The 17,183-nt window shown below is 40.0% G+C and carries 15 protein-coding genes and 1 pseudogene; 9 read left to right on the forward strand and 7 right to left on the reverse strand.

The features are described from left to right. The 6 genes and pseudogenes from Q0976_RS22590 to Q0976_RS22615 all read left to right on the forward strand — a co-directional run. Positions 1-282, forward strand: a pseudogene (locus Q0976_RS22590) (hypothetical protein); the annotation flags it as partial. Beyond that, entirely contained in the window at positions 276-1,910 is a 1,635-nt protein-coding gene (locus Q0976_RS22595) for a BatD family protein (protein ID WP_299496807.1), read from the forward strand. The pseudogene Q0976_RS22590 and the gene Q0976_RS22595, both read left to right, overlap by 7 nt. Before the next feature lie 129 nt (positions 1,911-2,039). Further along, positions 2,040-2,603 (forward strand): sigma-70 family RNA polymerase sigma factor, encoded by a 564-nt coding sequence (locus Q0976_RS22600; protein WP_299496809.1) that lies wholly within the window; start codon positions 2,040-2,042, stop codon positions 2,601-2,603. Continuing rightward, positions 2,596-3,300: a DUF3379 domain-containing protein gene (locus Q0976_RS22605; RefSeq protein ID WP_299496812.1), complete on the forward strand. Its 705-nt coding sequence runs from the start codon at positions 2,596-2,598 to the stop codon at positions 3,298-3,300. Before Q0976_RS22600 ends, Q0976_RS22605 begins: the two co-directional genes overlap by 8 nt. A 138-nt stretch (positions 3,301-3,438) precedes the next feature. Further along, positions 3,439-4,890: a sodium/proline symporter PutP gene (gene putP / locus Q0976_RS22610; protein WP_299496814.1), complete on the forward strand. Its 1,452-nt coding sequence runs from the start codon at positions 3,439-3,441 to the stop codon at positions 4,888-4,890. A gap of 353 nt (positions 4,891-5,243) precedes the next feature. Beyond that, a complete protein-coding gene (locus Q0976_RS22615) occupies positions 5,244-6,500 on the forward strand; it encodes an OmpP1/FadL family transporter (protein WP_299496816.1) in 1,257 nt (418 codons plus the stop codon). Positions 6,501-6,522: 22 nt separating this feature from the next. Here the strand turns inward: Q0976_RS22615 and Q0976_RS22620 are convergent, their stop codons facing one another. Next, positions 6,523-6,663 carry a hypothetical protein gene (locus Q0976_RS22620; RefSeq protein WP_299496818.1) on the reverse strand — a complete coding sequence of 47 codons (141 nt, stop codon included), beginning with the start codon at positions 6,661-6,663 and terminating at the stop codon, positions 6,523-6,525. An 872-nt stretch (positions 6,664-7,535) separates the two neighbouring features. Between Q0976_RS22620 and Q0976_RS22625 the strand changes: the two genes are divergently transcribed. Further along, positions 7,536-9,935, forward strand: coding sequence for a S8 family serine peptidase (locus Q0976_RS22625; RefSeq protein ID WP_299496820.1), 2,400 nt, complete (start codon positions 7,536-7,538; stop codon positions 9,933-9,935). Positions 9,936-10,091: 156 nt separating this feature from the next. Beyond that, positions 10,092-10,409: a VF530 family protein gene (locus Q0976_RS22630; RefSeq protein ID WP_299496822.1), complete on the forward strand. Its 318-nt coding sequence runs from the start codon at positions 10,092-10,094 to the stop codon at positions 10,407-10,409. Positions 10,410-10,465: 56 nt separating this feature from the next. Here Q0976_RS22630 and Q0976_RS22635 read toward each other — a convergent pair whose 3' ends face one another. The 4 genes from Q0976_RS22635 to Q0976_RS22650 form a co-directional block, all read right to left on the reverse strand. Beyond that, on the reverse strand, positions 10,466-12,304 hold the full coding sequence (locus Q0976_RS22635) for a hypothetical protein (protein WP_299496824.1): 1,839 nt from the start codon (positions 12,302-12,304) through the stop codon (positions 10,466-10,468). A 414-nt stretch (positions 12,305-12,718) separates the two neighbouring features. Continuing rightward, entirely contained in the window at positions 12,719-13,333 is a 615-nt protein-coding gene (gene ribA, locus Q0976_RS22640; protein WP_299496826.1) for a GTP cyclohydrolase II, read from the reverse strand. A gap of 135 nt (positions 13,334-13,468) precedes the next feature. Further along, on the reverse strand, positions 13,469-13,825 hold the full coding sequence (locus Q0976_RS22645) for a YibL family ribosome-associated protein (RefSeq protein WP_299496829.1): 357 nt from the start codon (positions 13,823-13,825) through the stop codon (positions 13,469-13,471). 120 nt (positions 13,826-13,945) lie between these two features. Continuing rightward, on the reverse strand, positions 13,946-14,398 hold the full coding sequence (locus Q0976_RS22650; protein ID WP_299496831.1) for a MarR family transcriptional regulator: 453 nt from the start codon (positions 14,396-14,398) through the stop codon (positions 13,946-13,948). Between the two features lie 150 nt (positions 14,399-14,548). On the opposite strand from Q0976_RS22650, the gene Q0976_RS22655 reads away from it, so the two are divergent. Then, positions 14,549-15,550: an NADP-dependent oxidoreductase gene (locus Q0976_RS22655; RefSeq protein ID WP_299496834.1), complete on the forward strand. Its 1,002-nt coding sequence runs from the start codon at positions 14,549-14,551 to the stop codon at positions 15,548-15,550. Between the two features lie 54 nt (positions 15,551-15,604). Here Q0976_RS22655 and rssA read toward each other — a convergent pair whose 3' ends face one another. Both rssA and Q0976_RS22665 read right to left on the reverse strand, forming a co-directional pair. After that, entirely contained in the window at positions 15,605-16,582 is a 978-nt protein-coding gene (gene rssA, locus Q0976_RS22660) for a patatin-like phospholipase RssA (protein ID WP_299496836.1), read from the reverse strand. 74 nt (positions 16,583-16,656) lie between these two features. Further along, positions 16,657-17,145: a CreA family protein gene (locus Q0976_RS22665; RefSeq protein WP_299496838.1), complete on the reverse strand. Its 489-nt coding sequence runs from the start codon at positions 17,143-17,145 to the stop codon at positions 16,657-16,659. Positions 17,146-17,183 lie beyond the last annotated feature (38 nt).

A 17,183-nucleotide genomic window follows, 5' to 3' on the forward strand; every position in this document is an offset into this window, starting at 1 on the left:
CAGGATAAGCAAGACCAACAAAGCCAGCAGGATAAGCAAGACCAACAAAGCCAGCAGGATAAGCAAGACCAACAAAGTCAGCAGGATAAGCAAGATCCGCTCAATGCTCAAAAAAGCGAACAGGATAACACTGCACCTGAAGAGCCATTGCCAGCAGATATGCAACGTGCTTTACGTTCACTTGCTGACGACCCTCAATTATTATTGCGCAATAAAATGCAACTAGAATATCAAAAACGCCTTCAAAACGGGGCTAAACCAAAGGACAATCAACAGTGGTAAGACGATCACTTCACCTCATTTTACTTCTCGGGTTAATCACAGCTTTTCCCGCGAGCGCACTCACAAGCTTGCAAGCCTCCGTTGACAACAATACCGTTAATGAAGGTGAATCAATTGTATTGACCGTCACAGCTGATGACAGCTTAGACACTCAAGACCTCAATACCCAAGCTCTTGAAGCCGATTTTACCATGCAAAGGCCTCGTACGAGTCACAGTACTCGCATGGTGAATTTTAATACGACCAAAGAAACCCAATGGCAAATGCTACTCTTACCGAAACGACAAGGCCACTTACTGATCCCCGCCTTGACTATTGATGGAGTCAGCTCTGCTCCAATCAAAATTACAGTAAAACCCCGAGGCAGTGCCCCTAAAAAAACACAAAATGTATATATGGAAGCTCATATATCCAGTGAGCAAGCTTATGTCGATCAAATGGTTAACTATCGAGTGAAACTCTTCTTAGGGGCTGAATTGCAACGAGGCGTACTCAATGAGCCCGTTGTTACTGGCGCAGAAGTTAAACAACTCGGTGAAGATACAGACAGCACTCAAATCATCAATGGCCGCCGCTTTAGAGTCATAGAGCGAAATTATGCCATCATTGCAGATAAGCCTGGCAAATTAACCATTCAGGGAGCCAGTTTTAACGGGGATATTGTAGTTCAATCTCAGCGCAGTAATAGCTTATTTGGCTTTACAGATAGTCGCCCTATTCAAACCCAAGCTGGCAATACTGAACTCAATATTAAAGCCAAACCAGCAAATTACCACGGACAATGGCTGGTTGCAGATCTCGTCCTGCTTAATGAAAACACAGCACAAGAAACCGACTATCAAGTCGGTACTCCAATTACACGAACTGTCACATTAACCGCTGTCAATACAGATGAAAGCCGCTTACCGGATCTCAACCTCAACTTACCAACAGCATTCAAGTCTTATCCAGAAAAGCCCCAACGTAAAAATACCATCAGGGATAATAAAATTCTTGCAACACTCAGCCAAACAACTGCCATTATTCCCACCAAAGCTGGTACTTATACCTTGCCCGCTATCGACGTTCCTTGGTGGAACCCACATTTGAACAAACAAGAAATGGCAACATTACCTGCAAAAGTCATCACCGTTAAAGCCGCTGAAGAAATAGACGTACCTGCACCGCAAATACAAGCCAGTGCGCCGGCCTCCAACGCGCCCACTTATTGGATGTGGATCGCAGCCACTTTTGCATGTTTATGGCTTATCACAGCGATAGCCTTCATTATTTTGTGGCGAAAACACACACAAAATCAGCACAGCAAAGTGAGTAAACATCAAGTTCCAAACGAAGATAATATGAAAGTAAACATGAGCTTAAAACAAGCTTGCCAAGCACAAAACCCCAGCCAAGTGCTAATCAGTTTACAAGAGCATTTTTCACAAACTTATCAGCATCCCATGACACTCGATAAAATAGCGGCCTTATCGAAAGAAATGGCAAGTGCCATTACCGCCTTACAGCGCGGCGCTTTTTCTAAAACAACTGAATCAATTGATTATACTCAAATTTTACAAGCAACAGAGCAACTGAATACAAAAAATAAAAAGAAAAAAGCATCATCTTTATCAAACTTAAATCCATAACCATTTGATTTAACAACTTTTCACTATATACGACAATCTCATAAAACGATGCTATATCAATTAATTACTTTGTAATTAATTGATATAGGCATTAAGCTTTAAGCACCTCTATTCTCATGAAATAAAAAAATGTTGCGTCATTGGCGAAAGAAAAAGAGCCCATCCACGGTCTCTTCTAATATGCTAAATAAACAACGACGATATAATAGCCTAGTCAAGGCACTTCATACTGATATTTACCGCTATGCCTATTGGCTAAGTGGTGATAAGCATGTTGCTGAAGATATTACTCAAGAAACGTTTTTACGCGCTTGGCGCTCCCTTGATACGCTTAAAGATGAGAAAGCCGCCAAAGCTTGGCTTATCACTATCCTCAGGCGAGAAAATGCACGGCGTTTTGAACGAAAACAATTCACTTATTCAGATATAGAACAAGAAGAATTACATGATACTTTTTCGCCCAGCACTGAACATAAAGTTGAGCATCACTTATTGCAAAAGCAAATTGAAAGACTCGCTTTAGAATACAGAGAGCCCTTATTGCTTCAGCTAATTGGTGGTTTCAGTGGTGAGGAAATTGCAAAAATTTTGTCACTCAACACGAATACAGTGATGACACGGTTATTTAGAGCTCGCCATCAATTAAAACAGGCTCTTGAACAACCCCAAGCGAGAGGACAATCACATGGATGAGCTAAAATTTAGACGTCAAGCTTATGCCGATCCTCATAATCAATCGCCTGAATTTATTCAAGCGATAAAAGAGGATCCTAAAAAAGCCATTTTTATGGATGAACTTCACAGTCTAGATCAACAAATAGAAAGTGCATTAAACATTGAGGTTCCCCAAGACCTGAGCGATAAACTACTGTTAAATCAGCAATTGCGTCAGCATCAAGGACAACGTAAAAAGACGGCATTTACAATTGCATTAGCAGCATCTATCGCCTTTATTGCGGGAATAAGTTTTACGCTTTTTAGACTTGGACCTGTGGATCTCAGTGCTCACGCTCTTGCCCATGTTCATCATGAAGAAAACGCACTGACTAGCAATGAAAATATTCCTTATCAAACAGTCAATGCTAAATTGGCTCAATTAACGCAGTTAACCCATGCTAAGTTTACCCAACAACCAGGTAAAGTCTTTTATAGTACCTATTGTGACTTTCAAGGTGTTAAAAGCTTGCACTTAGTGATGCAAGGTGAGAAAGGTAAGGTCACACTGTTTATTGTTCCTGTTGAAGATAGGATGCATTTACAAACGGCTTTTGCCGACAATCAGCTCAAAGGGCTCGGCTTTAAGATGGATGGAGCTTATATGTTACTTGTTGGTGATAACAATCAAGATATTAATTACGTTAAAAACGAAATTAAGCAAAGTTTTATTTAATCACATTACAAATTTTCATGGGGAGATAAACCGAAAGGTCAGATCTCCCGACTATTTCTTCTCCATGATTGAGCCAATTAGTCAACATCTGTTAGCATAGCCCCCACAATCCAACAATAAAAATATAACTCAATAATCATGAACATAGAATTACCCGTTCTCATTACCTTTATTGGTTATCTTGCCCTGATGATAGGCATTGGTTTCATCGCCTATAAATCAACCGATTCAATTGACGATTATATCCTTGGCGGTCGCAGTATGGGCCCTGGAGTCACGGCATTAAGTGTCGGTGCATCAGATATGTCTGGCTGGCTACTACTAGGACTCCCCGGCGCAGTCTATTTAGGCGGATTAGGCGAAGCTTGGATAGGAATAGGCCTTGTCTTTGGCGCTTGGCTTAATTGGTTATTAGTGGCTAAACGATTACGCATCTACACAGAATTTACCAGTAACGCACTCACATTACCTGACTTCTTTGAAAAAAGATTTAACGATAAAAATGGCGTTCTAAAACTCGTTTCAGCCTTTACCATTTTAGTCTTTTTTACTTTTTATGCATCTTCAGGCATGGTTGGTGGTGCAATTTTATTTGAAAAAGCCTTTGGTTTAAATTACACCTTAGCGCTAATCATTGGTTCTGGCATCATTGTTGCCTATACCTTTGTTGGCGGGTACTTTGCAGTCAGTTGGACTGACTTTTTTCAAGGTTGTATGATGCTCGCAGCCTTATTATTCGTTCCTGTCGCTATTTTTAACCAACCCGCTACGCAAGATGGATTAGACAGCTTCGACCCTAACATGTTGCAATTTATCCATGACAACACCACCGCGCTTGGATTAATCTCCTTATTAGCCTGGGGGTTAGGCTATTTTGGACAGCCCCATATCTTAACGCGTTTTATGGCCATTAACTCACCTGAAGATATTCCAAAATCTCGTCGTATCGCCATGAGTTGGATGGTCATGGCCCTGATAGGTGCTTTAGCCACAGGTCTTGTGGGCAGCCTCTATTTTATGGATAGCCCATTAGAAAATCCTGAAACTGTTTTTATCCATTTAGCTAACGCTGCTTTTAATCCTTGGATCAGTGGCTTACTTATTGCTGCAATTCTTTCTGCTATTATGAGTACCATAGATTCACAACTATTAGTGTGTTCAAGCGTGATCACTGAAGATTTCTATAAGAAATGGTTAAGACCAAAAGCCGATGATAAAGAATTACTCTTTGTTGGTCGTGCAGGCGTACTTTCTATTGCATTAATTGCAGGCATCATCGCTCTCAATCCTCAAAGCAGTGTACTGAGTTTAGTCAGCTATGCTTGGGCTGGATTTGGCGCCGCATTTGGGCCCGTAGTATTGTTATCTCTTTTTTGGAAAGGCTTTAGTCGAAATGGTGCCATCGCCTCCATTATCACTGGTGCATTGACTGTCATCATTTGGAAACAATTATCCGGTGGGTTTTTCGATCTTTACGAAATCCTACCAGGTTTCATACTTGCAACATTTGTCGGTATTATTGTCAGTAAAATATTCACCCCTTGTGAAACAGTTTCAGCGCAGTTTAATGCCTTCTCAGCCAAGCTCTAATCCCACTTCAGCCTAAAGAAAAATAAATAAGCGCACATTTGTGCGCTTATTTATTCATCATCAAATACTGGATATTCTCATACTATTTACATAACCTTAACCTCGAAGCTTATTTCCCTCCCCTTATAAGGTCAAACTATTAGTTTGCTTTATAAGCCTTTTTTGAAGTAAGCTCCTAACAGTTGTTCATAAATAACAACCTTAATTAACGAATTATACCAAAAAATGCATCTGGTCGGAGTTGCTGAGTAGGCGTTAACTCCTCTACCATGCGCTGGTCTAACAAGTGGATCTTGCGACTCGGCTATTCAGCAAGTCATATAAGCAAGACCTTAAATAAAGAGATGATGATTATGAAACGCTTCAACAAGACGTTCCTTGCTATTTCAATTACGCTAGCCAGCTCTCAAGCAATGGCAGCCGGTTTTCAACTAAACAGTCAATCCGCAACGGGTCTTGGCCGCGCAATGGCCGGTGATGCCATCATTGCAGACAACGCATCGGTATTATCTCGCAATCCAGCAGCAATGGCGCTTTTCAAAGATAAAGCTGTATCTCTTGGGATCACCTATGCTGATGTTAATGTCAGTGTCGATGATGTCAGCTCAGCCACAACCAATTTTGGTAGTGATGACAGTGCAGGCTCAGGTAAAATTATTCCTAATGCCTATTATATACAGCCAATAAATGAAAGCTGGGCCATGGGTTTTGCTGCATTCAGTAACTTCGGCACGGGAACCGATACATCCGCCATCACTAAAGACACAACGGCCACCACTCAAGCGCCTATCGATCTGCTCGGCGAAACTGAAATCACATCAGTTGACTTTAATGCCAGTGTCTCTTATCGATTCAATGAATACATCAGTATTGGCCTTGGTGTTGATTTTGTTTACGGCACAGGTAAGCTCACTCGTAACGGGCCCTTATATGCAGGCAATACCGTTATTGTGGCCGACTATTACGTTGCTGATGTTGAAGCCAGTGGTTGGGGCGTGGGGGGTATCGCTGGACTAGCTTATGAAATCAATAGTAATAACCGTATCGGTCTTAGTTATCGCTATAGTCCCACCATTAAAGCCAATGGTGACACCATCGAGCGATTAGGCGTCAGTTATGATCAGATTGAAATACCGCTGCCTAATATTGCTCAGCTTGGTGGATTTCATCAAATCACTGAACATTTTGCCTTATCTTATACTGCACAATACACTCAATGGGCTGAATTCGATAAACTCACACTATTAGATAGTGCAGTTGATGGCAATAATGTGGTCTTAAAAGAGTACCAATGGGATGACTCATGGTTATTCAGCGTCGGTGGGACTTATGACATCAATGATACATGGACTGCCCGCATCGGTTATATGTATGACCAAGGTGTTGTTGGCGATTTAAGTTCATTATCAATTCCAGATTCTGATCGTAATTGGTACACAGGCGGTGTGAGCTATCACTTTAACCAAAAATCATCTCTGGACTTGGGCATTGCCTTTGTACGAGGTAAGAAAACTCACCTAACAGAAACCAGTGCTTTTGTCGGTGATGTTACAGCGACAACTCAGTCAAATGCCGTTTATTACAGTATGCAATATAGCTATAATTTCTAATACGCGAAGCAGACGACTAATGTCAACGCAATAAATTCAAATGAAAACCGTCCAATTGGCGGTTTTCATCCTTCAATAAGCGCATAAACGGACAAATACCGTTAGCCATCCCCTTTCTCAACCCTTCAATGAAATCATCCCCTACAGTCAGCCTTCTTTCCATTATCCCCATTCCATTATTTCAATGAACTTTCAGCGGGAGTTCAATATACGGTAGGCAAGGTTGTCCATTCATATCCATACAAACACGACATTTGTTAATCAGTCCCATATGAATATAGGCAATATCTGCTACCTGGAACCCAAGCCGACGACTCCATGGATGGAGGAGATAGCGCGACGTTTGGAACCCAAGCCGAGAATAACAACACTGCATAACCTCTACCTCGTTAAAAGGTTCCACAATAATCGGTAAAATAATCACCAAAGAGTAACAGCCATAATACAACTGTTAAAAATGACTGTTTTTAACAAGACAACTCAGGATCTAGCCTTATGCTACAAAAAACTGTCAAAATTTACACAAAGAACAATACAGTCTCTTCCTTCGAATATTAATCAAAAACACATACTTAATACTGCCAACAAATCAGTATTCAGATAATCACACCTAAAGTAAACCTCAATTGAGTAAGTAAGAAATCATTAATAACTAAAATGAATATATTATTTATCAAAATTATAGATATGAAACATTTTGTCATACTTTTAATTATTAATCATGTACATATGAGTAATATTTCAATTAAAAAAGCAGTTTAAGAGTCAAAGTAAAAAAAATAACAAATATCTCATTAACGAATAAAAACCCAATTATTGTGAATACAGAGGGTGAAATTCGCATAAAAACAATAAAAATAATCATTATTAGAATTTATTAATATTCTTTTTGGTTAAAAAAAACAAGATTAACTATGCATTTACAACGAGATAACATGCGGGTAGATTTATTAGCGGAGTAACCAGATCTTTGGAACTAATAACCAAGACTGTTCAATAATAATTACAATACGATAATAAATGTGGAATAAAAATATGACATTCAAAAAATCAACTAAAGCAGCGCTGACACTTTCAGCCCTTGCCATTGCGATTTCAGCAAATGTACATGCGGCACCTTCAGTCGGTCCTGAGCTATTACCCGCTCAATCTCATCAAGCTGATGCGCCTCTACCAAAGCGCTATATCGTTAAATTCAAAGACAGCGATACGACAACCAATGGCATCAACTCGCTATCAAGTTCATCAAGCATTAATCCTGCTTTTTCACATCACAGTGTACTTAATAGTGTTAAAGCCAAAGAAATGAAGCGTATAGCACGTCGAAATAGCTATACGGCTAAATTAGATGACGACAGCTTAAAGTCATTACGTTTACGTTCTGATGTTGATTACGTAGAAGAAGATGTCCCACGTCGTCTATTAAGTGAAACCACACCATGGGGTCAAACTTATGTGGGTGCAACTGTCATCAGTGACTCCCAAGCAGGTAATCGCACCATTTGTATCATCGATTCTGGTTATGATGCGAGTCATAGTGATTTAAGTGGTAATAACGCATCGGGTACCAATAATTCAGGTACAGGAAATTGGTATGAACCAGGTAATAATAACGCACATGGTACACACGTAGCAGGGACGATTGCAGCTATCGCCAATGGCAGTGGTGTTGTCGGTGTCATGCCAAATCAAAACGTTAATATTCATATCATTAAAGTGTTTAATGAAAGTGGCTGGGGTTATACCTCTGATTTAGTTGATGCAGTTGATGACTGTGTATCTAATGGTGCAAACGTGGTCACCATGAGTTTAGGTGGCCCATCTTACAGTGCGACAGAAAAAAATGCCTTAGCGGCTCACCAAAACAATGGCGTACTGCTTATCGCCGCTGCGGGTAACGATGGTGATAGCACCCATAGCTACCCAGCCTCTTATGATGCAGTCATGTCAGTTGCCTCTGTTGATAGCAACAAAGATCACTCTGATTTCTCACAATATACCGACCAAGTTGAAATTTCAGGACCCGGTACCGCAGTACTGTCTACTGTAACACAAGGTGAAGGTGTACTCGCGGATATTACCATTAACGGCCAATCTTATTTCGACAGTGGCGTTGTTCCACATAATCGTTACATTCAAGTCAGCGGTAACTATGAACAGCAATTCAATACTGGTAGCGTAACCGATACCTTAAAAGCCTGTAGCACTGGCAGCACCACTTATAACTGTAGCAGCATGAGCAACAAGATTTGTTTGGTTGAACGTGCATCAGGCTTAAGCGCCAATGCCGCAGAAATCGCTGCAGCTGAAGCTTGTTACAATGCAGGTGGTAGCGCCGCAATTGTTTACAGTAATTCATCACTGCCTGGACTACAGAATCCATTCTTAGTCGATACTAATGATGCAGTCCCTATGGTATCGGTCAGTGTCGATAGAAATACAGGCCTTGCGCTACTGGATCAAGTCGGCTCTCAAACAACCGTTGCAGCGACAGCTGGTGAAGATTATCAATACTATAATGGCACATCAATGGCGACTCCTCATGTCTCAGGTGTAGCGACATTAGTCTGGAGTAACCACACTGATTGTAGTGCTGAACAAATTCGTGCCGCACTAAAAGCGACAGCCGAAGATCTTGAAACGGCAGGCCGCGATGACAAAACAGGTTATGGTTTAGTTGATGCTGAAGCGGCCGATGCATATCTAGCTCTGTCTTGCGATGGGCCGACTGATGGCGGTGGAAGCGGTGATGATGAGACTCTGACTAACGGTGTCGCTAAAACCAGCCTTTCAGCGTCTAAAAATGGTGCATTGTACTACAGCATAGATGTGCCAGCAGGGGCAAGTGAATTAAACTTCGCCTTAAGCGGTGGCAGTGGTGATGCAGACTTATATGTTTCATTCGGCGCAAACCCGACGACTTCTAGTTACGATTGTCGTTCTTGGAATACAGGTAACACTGAATCATGTGCAATATCTTCAGCACAATCTGGTACTTATTATGTCATGGTTCACGGCTATGAAGCCTTTAGTGGTGCAAGCTTAGAAGCTAATTACACCGCAACTGATGATGGTGATAATACTGGCGGACCAGCAACTTACTCAAATACCACAAGTTACAGTATTCCAGATAACAGCACCACTGGAGCTTCAAGTTCAATCGAAGCAACTCGTACTGGTGATTCTGGTACCGTCTCTGTGACGATTGATATCTCACATACTTATATCGGTGATTTAGACGTGAGACTAACGAGCCCAACAGGTCAAGTCGCTGTACTGCATGATAATTCTGGCAGCGGTACAGATGATATCAACAAAACTTACTCTGTTGATTATTCAGACGGCGACTCACAAGGTACTTGGACACTAAAAGCAGTTGATAGCGCAAACCAAGATACAGGTACTATCAATTCTTGGAGTATTAGCTTCGAATAATACATTCAATGCTTAACCCTTCAAAAAGGAGACCTCGTGTCTCCTTTTTTCATGAGCCCGCACTCAGCAAAATAAACGCCTTCTAACAAAACAAGCAGCCCTGAATTCAATCTGGTATCATAAGTTCAATAATGATTTTTAGATGACCTATGCTTTATGACCCAAGTCAATAACCCACTACACGGGATAAAATTAGAAGATCTGCTCAACGACCTTGTCGATCATTACGGATGGGAAGAATTAGGCCAACGTATCGATATACGCTGCTTTAATCATGATCCCAGTATCAAGTCCAGTCTAAAATTTTTACGAAAAACTCAATGGGCACGTGATAAAGTCGAATACTTGTACTTAAAACTGCATAAACTCCCACTTCCGGCGCCCAGAGTCGATACAAGTTCAAGCAAGCAAACAACAAAAAAACCGTTAGCCCAAGCTAATACCGACATTTGGGGGACAACTAAAAACAACTAAGTGATCCCTACAAATGACAGTAAAGGACACTCAATCGCTGAATGTCCTTTACTGGCTTATGGCGTTGTACAATCATGAATAACATATTGATAAGGCCTCACCGCGTAAGAGTGATCAGTCACAGAAGGAGCAATGAGATAGCCCGCAAACTGCCGACCTTTTTTATCGATAAATTGAATGTCATTATTCAGCATAGGCCGATGACTTGTATTATCAAATAAGCAATAACCTAATGCCCCAGAGACCCCCGCCCACCCGAGGACATTCTTACCGTTTTTAACAATATTCTGACCCATTTTATCCTTTTCCACTACTACATGAGTACTGGCGAGGTTATCGGTTTTTTGACTACCAGATAAGCGTACAGCGAGCTGAGTAAATCGCGTTACGACATCATGTTTAGGAGTCAGCTTACCTTGTTTATTATAATCAGCATCACTGTTTTTACTTAAAAATCCCGGATAGTGATAACTAGAATAACCTAAATGTTCATTATGGTTATAACTACCCGTACGAAAAGTATTGTCGATACGAACGGCAGCACTTTTTTTCTTATCCCAATGTAATCCCTGATCAGCATGCCCCTGTAAACTCCAAAAACCTGCAAAGGTACTGAAATTCTCATCAGCCCCAGCTTCAAATTCTGTTAAGAATGCATCATCACATTGATAACTGCACATAAATTCACCCACGAAATAAGGTTTTTGGTCCTGCGGAGACTGTAACTTAATCTTATCGGTGTCTAATTTATATAGTGTGTTCATTCCCCAATTTTGATAATAATGATTCGATACAATATCAATATTATTGTCCGCCAAGCTGCCAGTTAATTCTGGATTATCAATAACACCAAGATCAACACCGTAACTCCCATCCATTAATAAATGTGGCGGTGGTGGGGTGGGATTATTTTTATTTTTTACATACTGATTTTTAATAAACTTCGCAATATGACGAGTCCAAAGATTCAAATCAATTAGGCGTTGTTTTTGTTCTGTAGAAAAACCCTCTTCTTCCGTCTTATTCGCCAACAAGTTACCATTATATCGAGCTGATTCACCTAACTCATTTCCCGTTTCCCAAATAATATTTTTATATTCGCCAAACTCTCTCGTTAATAATTTAACGTAACTTTTAAATGCATTTCGATATCGTTCTTGAGTATAAAAAGCCGTTATTTTACGTTGATTTTCAGTCCTAATTTGTTTGTTTTCAGCTTTAGAATGACCATAACAGCGGCTCAATTTAATTGGATCACCATTAATATCACTGCCATAAGACTCATCGACCATATCCACAAAGTTTGGGATCCCCCCCAAAAAACACCAAGTATCTATCATAGGAAAAACAACTTGAATCCCTTTTACTTGTAATTTGGCTAACGTTTGCTTAAGTGCCTCAAATTTGACTTTATCATAATGTATAGCATCGGGGCTATTCACTTTATTTCCCGTTGGATTCTCACTCGTATTTATCGCTTGACTCTTATCATAACCCGTTATCTTGGCTGTATCCGTGATATAGCCATTTTCACTGAACCCTCCGCCCACGATTGATGGAGGATATAAACGCACTAAGTTAATACCCATTCTTTGCAAAGTCTCAATAATATCATCAACTTCAAAAGGTGTCGGGGAGCGAAACTGAGGAATATTGGTTACAGTCGGTGCCGCATCGGTCACGGCCATCAAAGATGGTACATTTGCTGCCATCAGCTTATTAACAAGCTTTTTAGATTGTCCATCTTTAGAAACTGAATATAAATGACTCGGATCATTATCAGGTCGAATTAATTGCTCTATAGGTTTGGCAAAAAGAGATGATGAATAGAATAAAATAAAAATCGATATGTTTTTCTTATTAAAAAGAAATAGAACAGAATAAAACCACCTCATAAAATCCCCATAATAAAGTACAATCAATCATAATATTTCTGATTGATTATGAATTTATCATGATTATTGATAAAGTCCTCATTAATTAGTTTCAGCTATCTATTTCAAATAAAAATTCAAACATATAAAAAACAATACAAAAACTAATATTACTTTACGATTCATTACGCTATAACTATCCATTTTAAAATAAAAATAATTATAAAGATAAAAAAATCTTTTTTTTCATCATTTAAATAAATATAAACAATAAAAATAAAAAAACTTAAAATTCAGATACTTAACTTGTTAATAAATCAACGTAAAGGAAAGTCACAATGACAATAATAATGAACAAATTAATTTCCATTAATATTATTAATCCACATCAAATAAGAAACCTAAACCTGCTAAACAGGTTCAGGTCATCAATAGTTATTCATCCTTGTCTGAAAAATGATATTCAGACATCATATGACCAAGCTGTGTAGACTTTGTTTTTAAGTATTGTTCATTATAACGATTTTTCCCCACTTGTAAGGGAAGACGTTCAACAACCTCAATACCTAAGGATTTCATTGCCTTTACTTTACGTGGGTTATTCGTTAGTAATTTAACCCTACTGACACCAATCTGCTTCATCATAGGCAAAATCATATTATATTGACGCTGATCAGCATCAAAGCCTAACTGTTCATTTGCTTCGACAGTATTCGCCCCTTTATCTTGTAATTCATAAGCACGGATTTTATTCAGTAACCCGATCCCTCGCCCTTCTTGACGTAAATACAAAATAAAACCTTGTCCCACTTCAGCAATATGCTCCATTGCTGTTTGCAATTGAAAACCACAATCACAACGTAAGCTAAACAAGGCATCACCAGTTAAACACTCGGAATGAATACGGCCTAAAATAGGGGCGTCAGCATCAAACTCACCCAATGTCAGTGCAACATGCTCTTTATGGGTCTCACTATCTTCAAAACCATGCATATCAAATACCCCCCAAGGTGTGGGCAGTTTTGACGTTGCGACATACTTAATCGACATGAAAAAACCTTAACGATAGCGCTCAATGTTGAGTTCACATACGTCTTAACAAAAAATCCAAACGGCAACGACATTGATTCCTTAACACCATTACCGGACTCTACTTACACTCACAATACAGAGTACATAAAATGACTAAAATGCAGCTGGGGCAAATCCTGTCACTTCTTTTAAACCCATTTCGCGCCCTAATGCCGTCATAGGGTGAACAACCACTAATCCTCTAACAGATTTCTTTAATTTTCCCATATCGGCCTGTTCAGCCGTCGTTAATACACGATTAAAACGCATGTCTTTTACGTTCTGGCCTGTTTTACCTAATTCACGTGTTTGTTGATTTTTAATACTATTAATACGTTTAGTCAACGCATTAACTTCTTGCTTAAATTGTAATACTACGCCGCGATCACCACGCTGCTCAGCCGCGGCTAACTTACGACGTGATTTATCTAACTTATTATTTAAATCTTGTAATTCTTGCTTTAAATTCATTCAATAACCTTCAATCGACATAACTTGTCTTACATTACTTCGCATTATAACAGGATCTGACAAGATGACCTCAGATTGTACACTCTTTTATTCATTACCATTAAGGGCTAATGACCCTTATTAGCTTAAATCATTTATCACACCTAAACATAAGTGGCGTAACTGCTCAATATCATCAGTAGAAAGGGTCATCTTATCTAGCAACTTTTGCTTCTGTTTTAATGCGTTTTGTTTCATTGATAATCCTTCTTCAGTCAAACTAATTACTTTCTTACGCTCATCGTTGGGATTAACACAACGCTTAAGCAATGATTTCAACTCTAGTCTTTTTACGATGGGCGTTAATGTCCCCATATCTAACCGTGTTACCTTAGATAAGTCAGTCAAATTGGTTTCACTTTCAAACCAAAGAGATTGCATCACTAAATACTGAGGATAGGTTAAGTCATATTGATCCAATAAGGGCCTATAAGCACGGATCAATGCATTACACGCTGTGTATAATGAAAAACATACATTATCAGACAGTTCCTCTGTGCTAGAACCGCCTATTTTTTGACATCCAGTTTTCACGCGACACTTCTTATCGTCTCATTAAAATTATTATCATATTACCTTAAATCTACACCCCAAACTAGTTAGCGCACAAATAATTTGCACACAGTCTTATTTCGCGTTATTGTCCATGGACCAATTTGCGCACAAATAAAATAAAGGACTCTAATGAATACTCAGCAAATTCAACTGCATTCTCGCCCTGAAGGCTTACCGACTGAACACAATTTTCAGCTCACTACACATACATTACCCACTATTCAGGCGGGGGAATTTCTTGTTAAAAACCTTTGGATGTCAGTGGATCCTTATATGCGAGGGCGAATGATGGACAGAAAAAGCTATATTGCCCCTTTTCAAATAGGAAAAGCACTAGAAGGTGGTGCTATTGGTGAAGTTATTGAATCACAACATCCTGACTTTCCTGTTGGCTGCAAAGTATCAAGCATGTTGGGTTGGCGCAATCATTTCGTCAGCCAAGGGGAAGATATCACTCGTTTACCTGATGTTGATATCGATCCCTCACACTTTTTAGGTGCAATAGGCATGCCTGGTATGACAGCTTGGACTGGACTTAACCATATTGCTGCATTACAAAAAGGAGAAACCTTATTTGTCTCTGCGGCCGCTGGCGCTGTTGGCAGTATTGCTTGTCAATTGGGAAAACTAATGGGCGCAAATGTCATTGCTTCAGTGGGCAGTGATGAAAAAACCGAACATTTAAAAACACTCGGTATTGAGCACATCATTAATTACAAAACCTGTGGCGATCTTAACAGGGCATTAGCCGAGGCCGCACCAAAGGGAATCGACGTCTATTTTGAAAATGTGGGAGGAGAGCATTTATTTGCAGCACTCAATAACATGAAAGATCATGGCCGAATTGCTGTTTGTGGCATGATAGCTCAATACAATGATGCCACCCCCACCCCAGGCCCCAGTAATTTAGCACAAATTATTGCTAAGAAATTAAAAATAGAGGGATTTATTGTATTTGAACATTGGGCTCATTATCCAGAATTCACCACATTAATGGGCCAATGGTTGGCTAAAGGTGATATTCAAGCCGAACAAACTATCTATCATGGACTCAATCAAGCCCCTAATGCATTTCTTGGGCTATTTGAAGGTAAAAACAAAGGAAAAATGTTAGTTAAATTAGACGACTAATATATGTTATTGCTAGAGTATGGGTTCCCAAAAATTATAGGAACCCATTGATATTTAAACATTATCAATTAAAGTCTTATCACAATAAGGCAATAAAGCCGCTTCGATAAGATGAGCCACATCTTGTACCGCTTGCTCACCTGCAGCAATCGCTTCTTCTGCACGATGAAACTCCATCTGCCCAATATCAGCAATTTTAGGAACCACACAAATATCAGGAGGATCACCCATTAACCGCGTGCGTTTATGTCTCATCTCTAAAATATCAATAGACTGTGACATCACAGCCAGCAAGCTTGGATTGGTGCGACGCGCCATCGCCAGTTTATCGGTTAACTTAGCCACATATTCCCGGCCTTTACCTAATAAATCCAAAAAACCTTCATCACTGTGCGCTTTCGCTTCAACCACTTCTGCCGATGTGGGTTTTTCACTGGCCATATTAACGGGTAACCCAGAAATTTTACCTCGGCTTTGGCCATTTAAATCCACCGCAATCACCACATCTACATCCATTGCACGAACAACAGAGACAGGAATGGGATTGACAACAGCGCCATCCACTAACCAACGCTCCGCTATTTTCACAGGAGATAACAGACCGGGCATAGAGCATGAAGCCCTCACTGCTTGACGTAAGTCCCCTTCTTTAAACCAAATTTCTTGTCCAGAATACAGATCTGTCGCCACAGCCGTAAAAGGACGAGACAAATGCTCAATACTCATGTCACCCATCTGACTTTGCCAAGCATCAAACACCCGCTCGCCTCCTATAAGCCCTCCTTTGCGCCAACTTAAATCCATCAGACGTAAAACATCCCAACTGGAAAAACCACGTACCCATTTTTCTAATTCCACAAGATGTTCGCCTGCATAGGCGGCCCCAACCAGTGCGCCAATTGAACAACCTGCTATTTTATTGGGGTGAACCCCCATTTTAGCCAATCCGTTCAGCACCCCTATGTGAGCCCAACCTTTTGCAGCACCACTGCCTAAAGCAATACCAATATTGACTGATGATGCTAATTTCATAAAATGCAATGCCTCCTCGATAACTGAGTGAACGGCCTAACAAACACGGTGTTAACCTTTACTGTTTGCTTAATCTAATGCTCCACAATATCAGGCGTTACCCATGCTTGAGTGCCATAGAGAGGAACACTGGATAACGCATGCTTATAGCTGCCATTGATTTCTTTCGTTGAATAAGAAAGATACAATAATGTTTGATGCTTTGCATCATAAATTCGTCTCACCTTGAGTGACTTAAACAATACACTTAACGAAGCTTTAAAAACAATCTCACCATTTTTACTCTTATCGATATTGGCCAATTCTGCAGCGGTTATTGGACCGGTTTGCCGACAAGCAATCGAACTATCGGAGGGGTCAGAAAAATCCAAATCGGCTTGAATACGGCTAATATGGCAAGTCACTCCCGGTATTTTAGGATCTTGCCTAGCATCTATCACAACATCTTTCGTGGTAAATAAGCCTAAACTGACTTTTCCTACATCATCCCCACAGCCTAAAAGAACAAATATGCCTAAACCTAAGGTAAAAAGTAACCTCAATTGTTGCCACTGCTTTATCATTCTTATTATTCCCAATTCGTTATTAAAATTTTGTGCCA

The organism is uncultured Shewanella sp., from assembly GCF_947501665.1.
Taxonomy (GTDB): domain Bacteria; phylum Pseudomonadota; class Gammaproteobacteria; order Enterobacterales; family Shewanellaceae; genus Shewanella.

Coding starts and splice junctions, on each gene's coding strand:
- Q0976_RS22600 (WP_299496809.1), top strand. CDS start 2,040: ATGTTGCGTCATTGGCGAAAGAAAAAGAGCCCATCCACGGTCTCTTCT.
- Q0976_RS22605 (WP_299496812.1), top strand. CDS start 2,596: ATGGATGAGCTAAAATTTAGACGTCAAGCTTATGCCGATCCTCATAAT.
- putP (WP_299496814.1), top strand. CDS start 3,439: ATGAACATAGAATTACCCGTTCTCATTACCTTTATTGGTTATCTTGCC.
- Q0976_RS22615 (WP_299496816.1), top strand. CDS start 5,244: ATGAAACGCTTCAACAAGACGTTCCTTGCTATTTCAATTACGCTAGCC.
- Q0976_RS22620 (WP_299496818.1), bottom strand. CDS start 6,663: ATGGAAAGAAGGCTGACTGTAGGGGATGATTTCATTGAAGGGTTGAGA.
- Q0976_RS22625 (WP_299496820.1), top strand. CDS start 7,536: ATGACATTCAAAAAATCAACTAAAGCAGCGCTGACACTTTCAGCCCTT.
- Q0976_RS22630 (WP_299496822.1), top strand. CDS start 10,092: ATGACCCAAGTCAATAACCCACTACACGGGATAAAATTAGAAGATCTG.
- Q0976_RS22635 (WP_299496824.1), bottom strand. CDS start 12,304: ATGAGGTGGTTTTATTCTGTTCTATTTCTTTTTAATAAGAAAAACATA.
- ribA (WP_299496826.1), bottom strand. CDS start 13,333: ATGTCGATTAAGTATGTCGCAACGTCAAAACTGCCCACACCTTGGGGG.
- Q0976_RS22645 (WP_299496829.1), bottom strand. CDS start 13,825: ATGAATTTAAAGCAAGAATTACAAGATTTAAATAATAAGTTAGATAAA.
- Q0976_RS22655 (WP_299496834.1), top strand. CDS start 14,549: ATGAATACTCAGCAAATTCAACTGCATTCTCGCCCTGAAGGCTTACCG.
- rssA (WP_299496836.1), bottom strand. CDS start 16,582: ATGAAATTAGCATCATCAGTCAATATTGGTATTGCTTTAGGCAGTGGT.
- Q0976_RS22665 (WP_299496838.1), bottom strand. CDS start 17,145: ATGATAAAGCAGTGGCAACAATTGAGGTTACTTTTTACCTTAGGTTTA.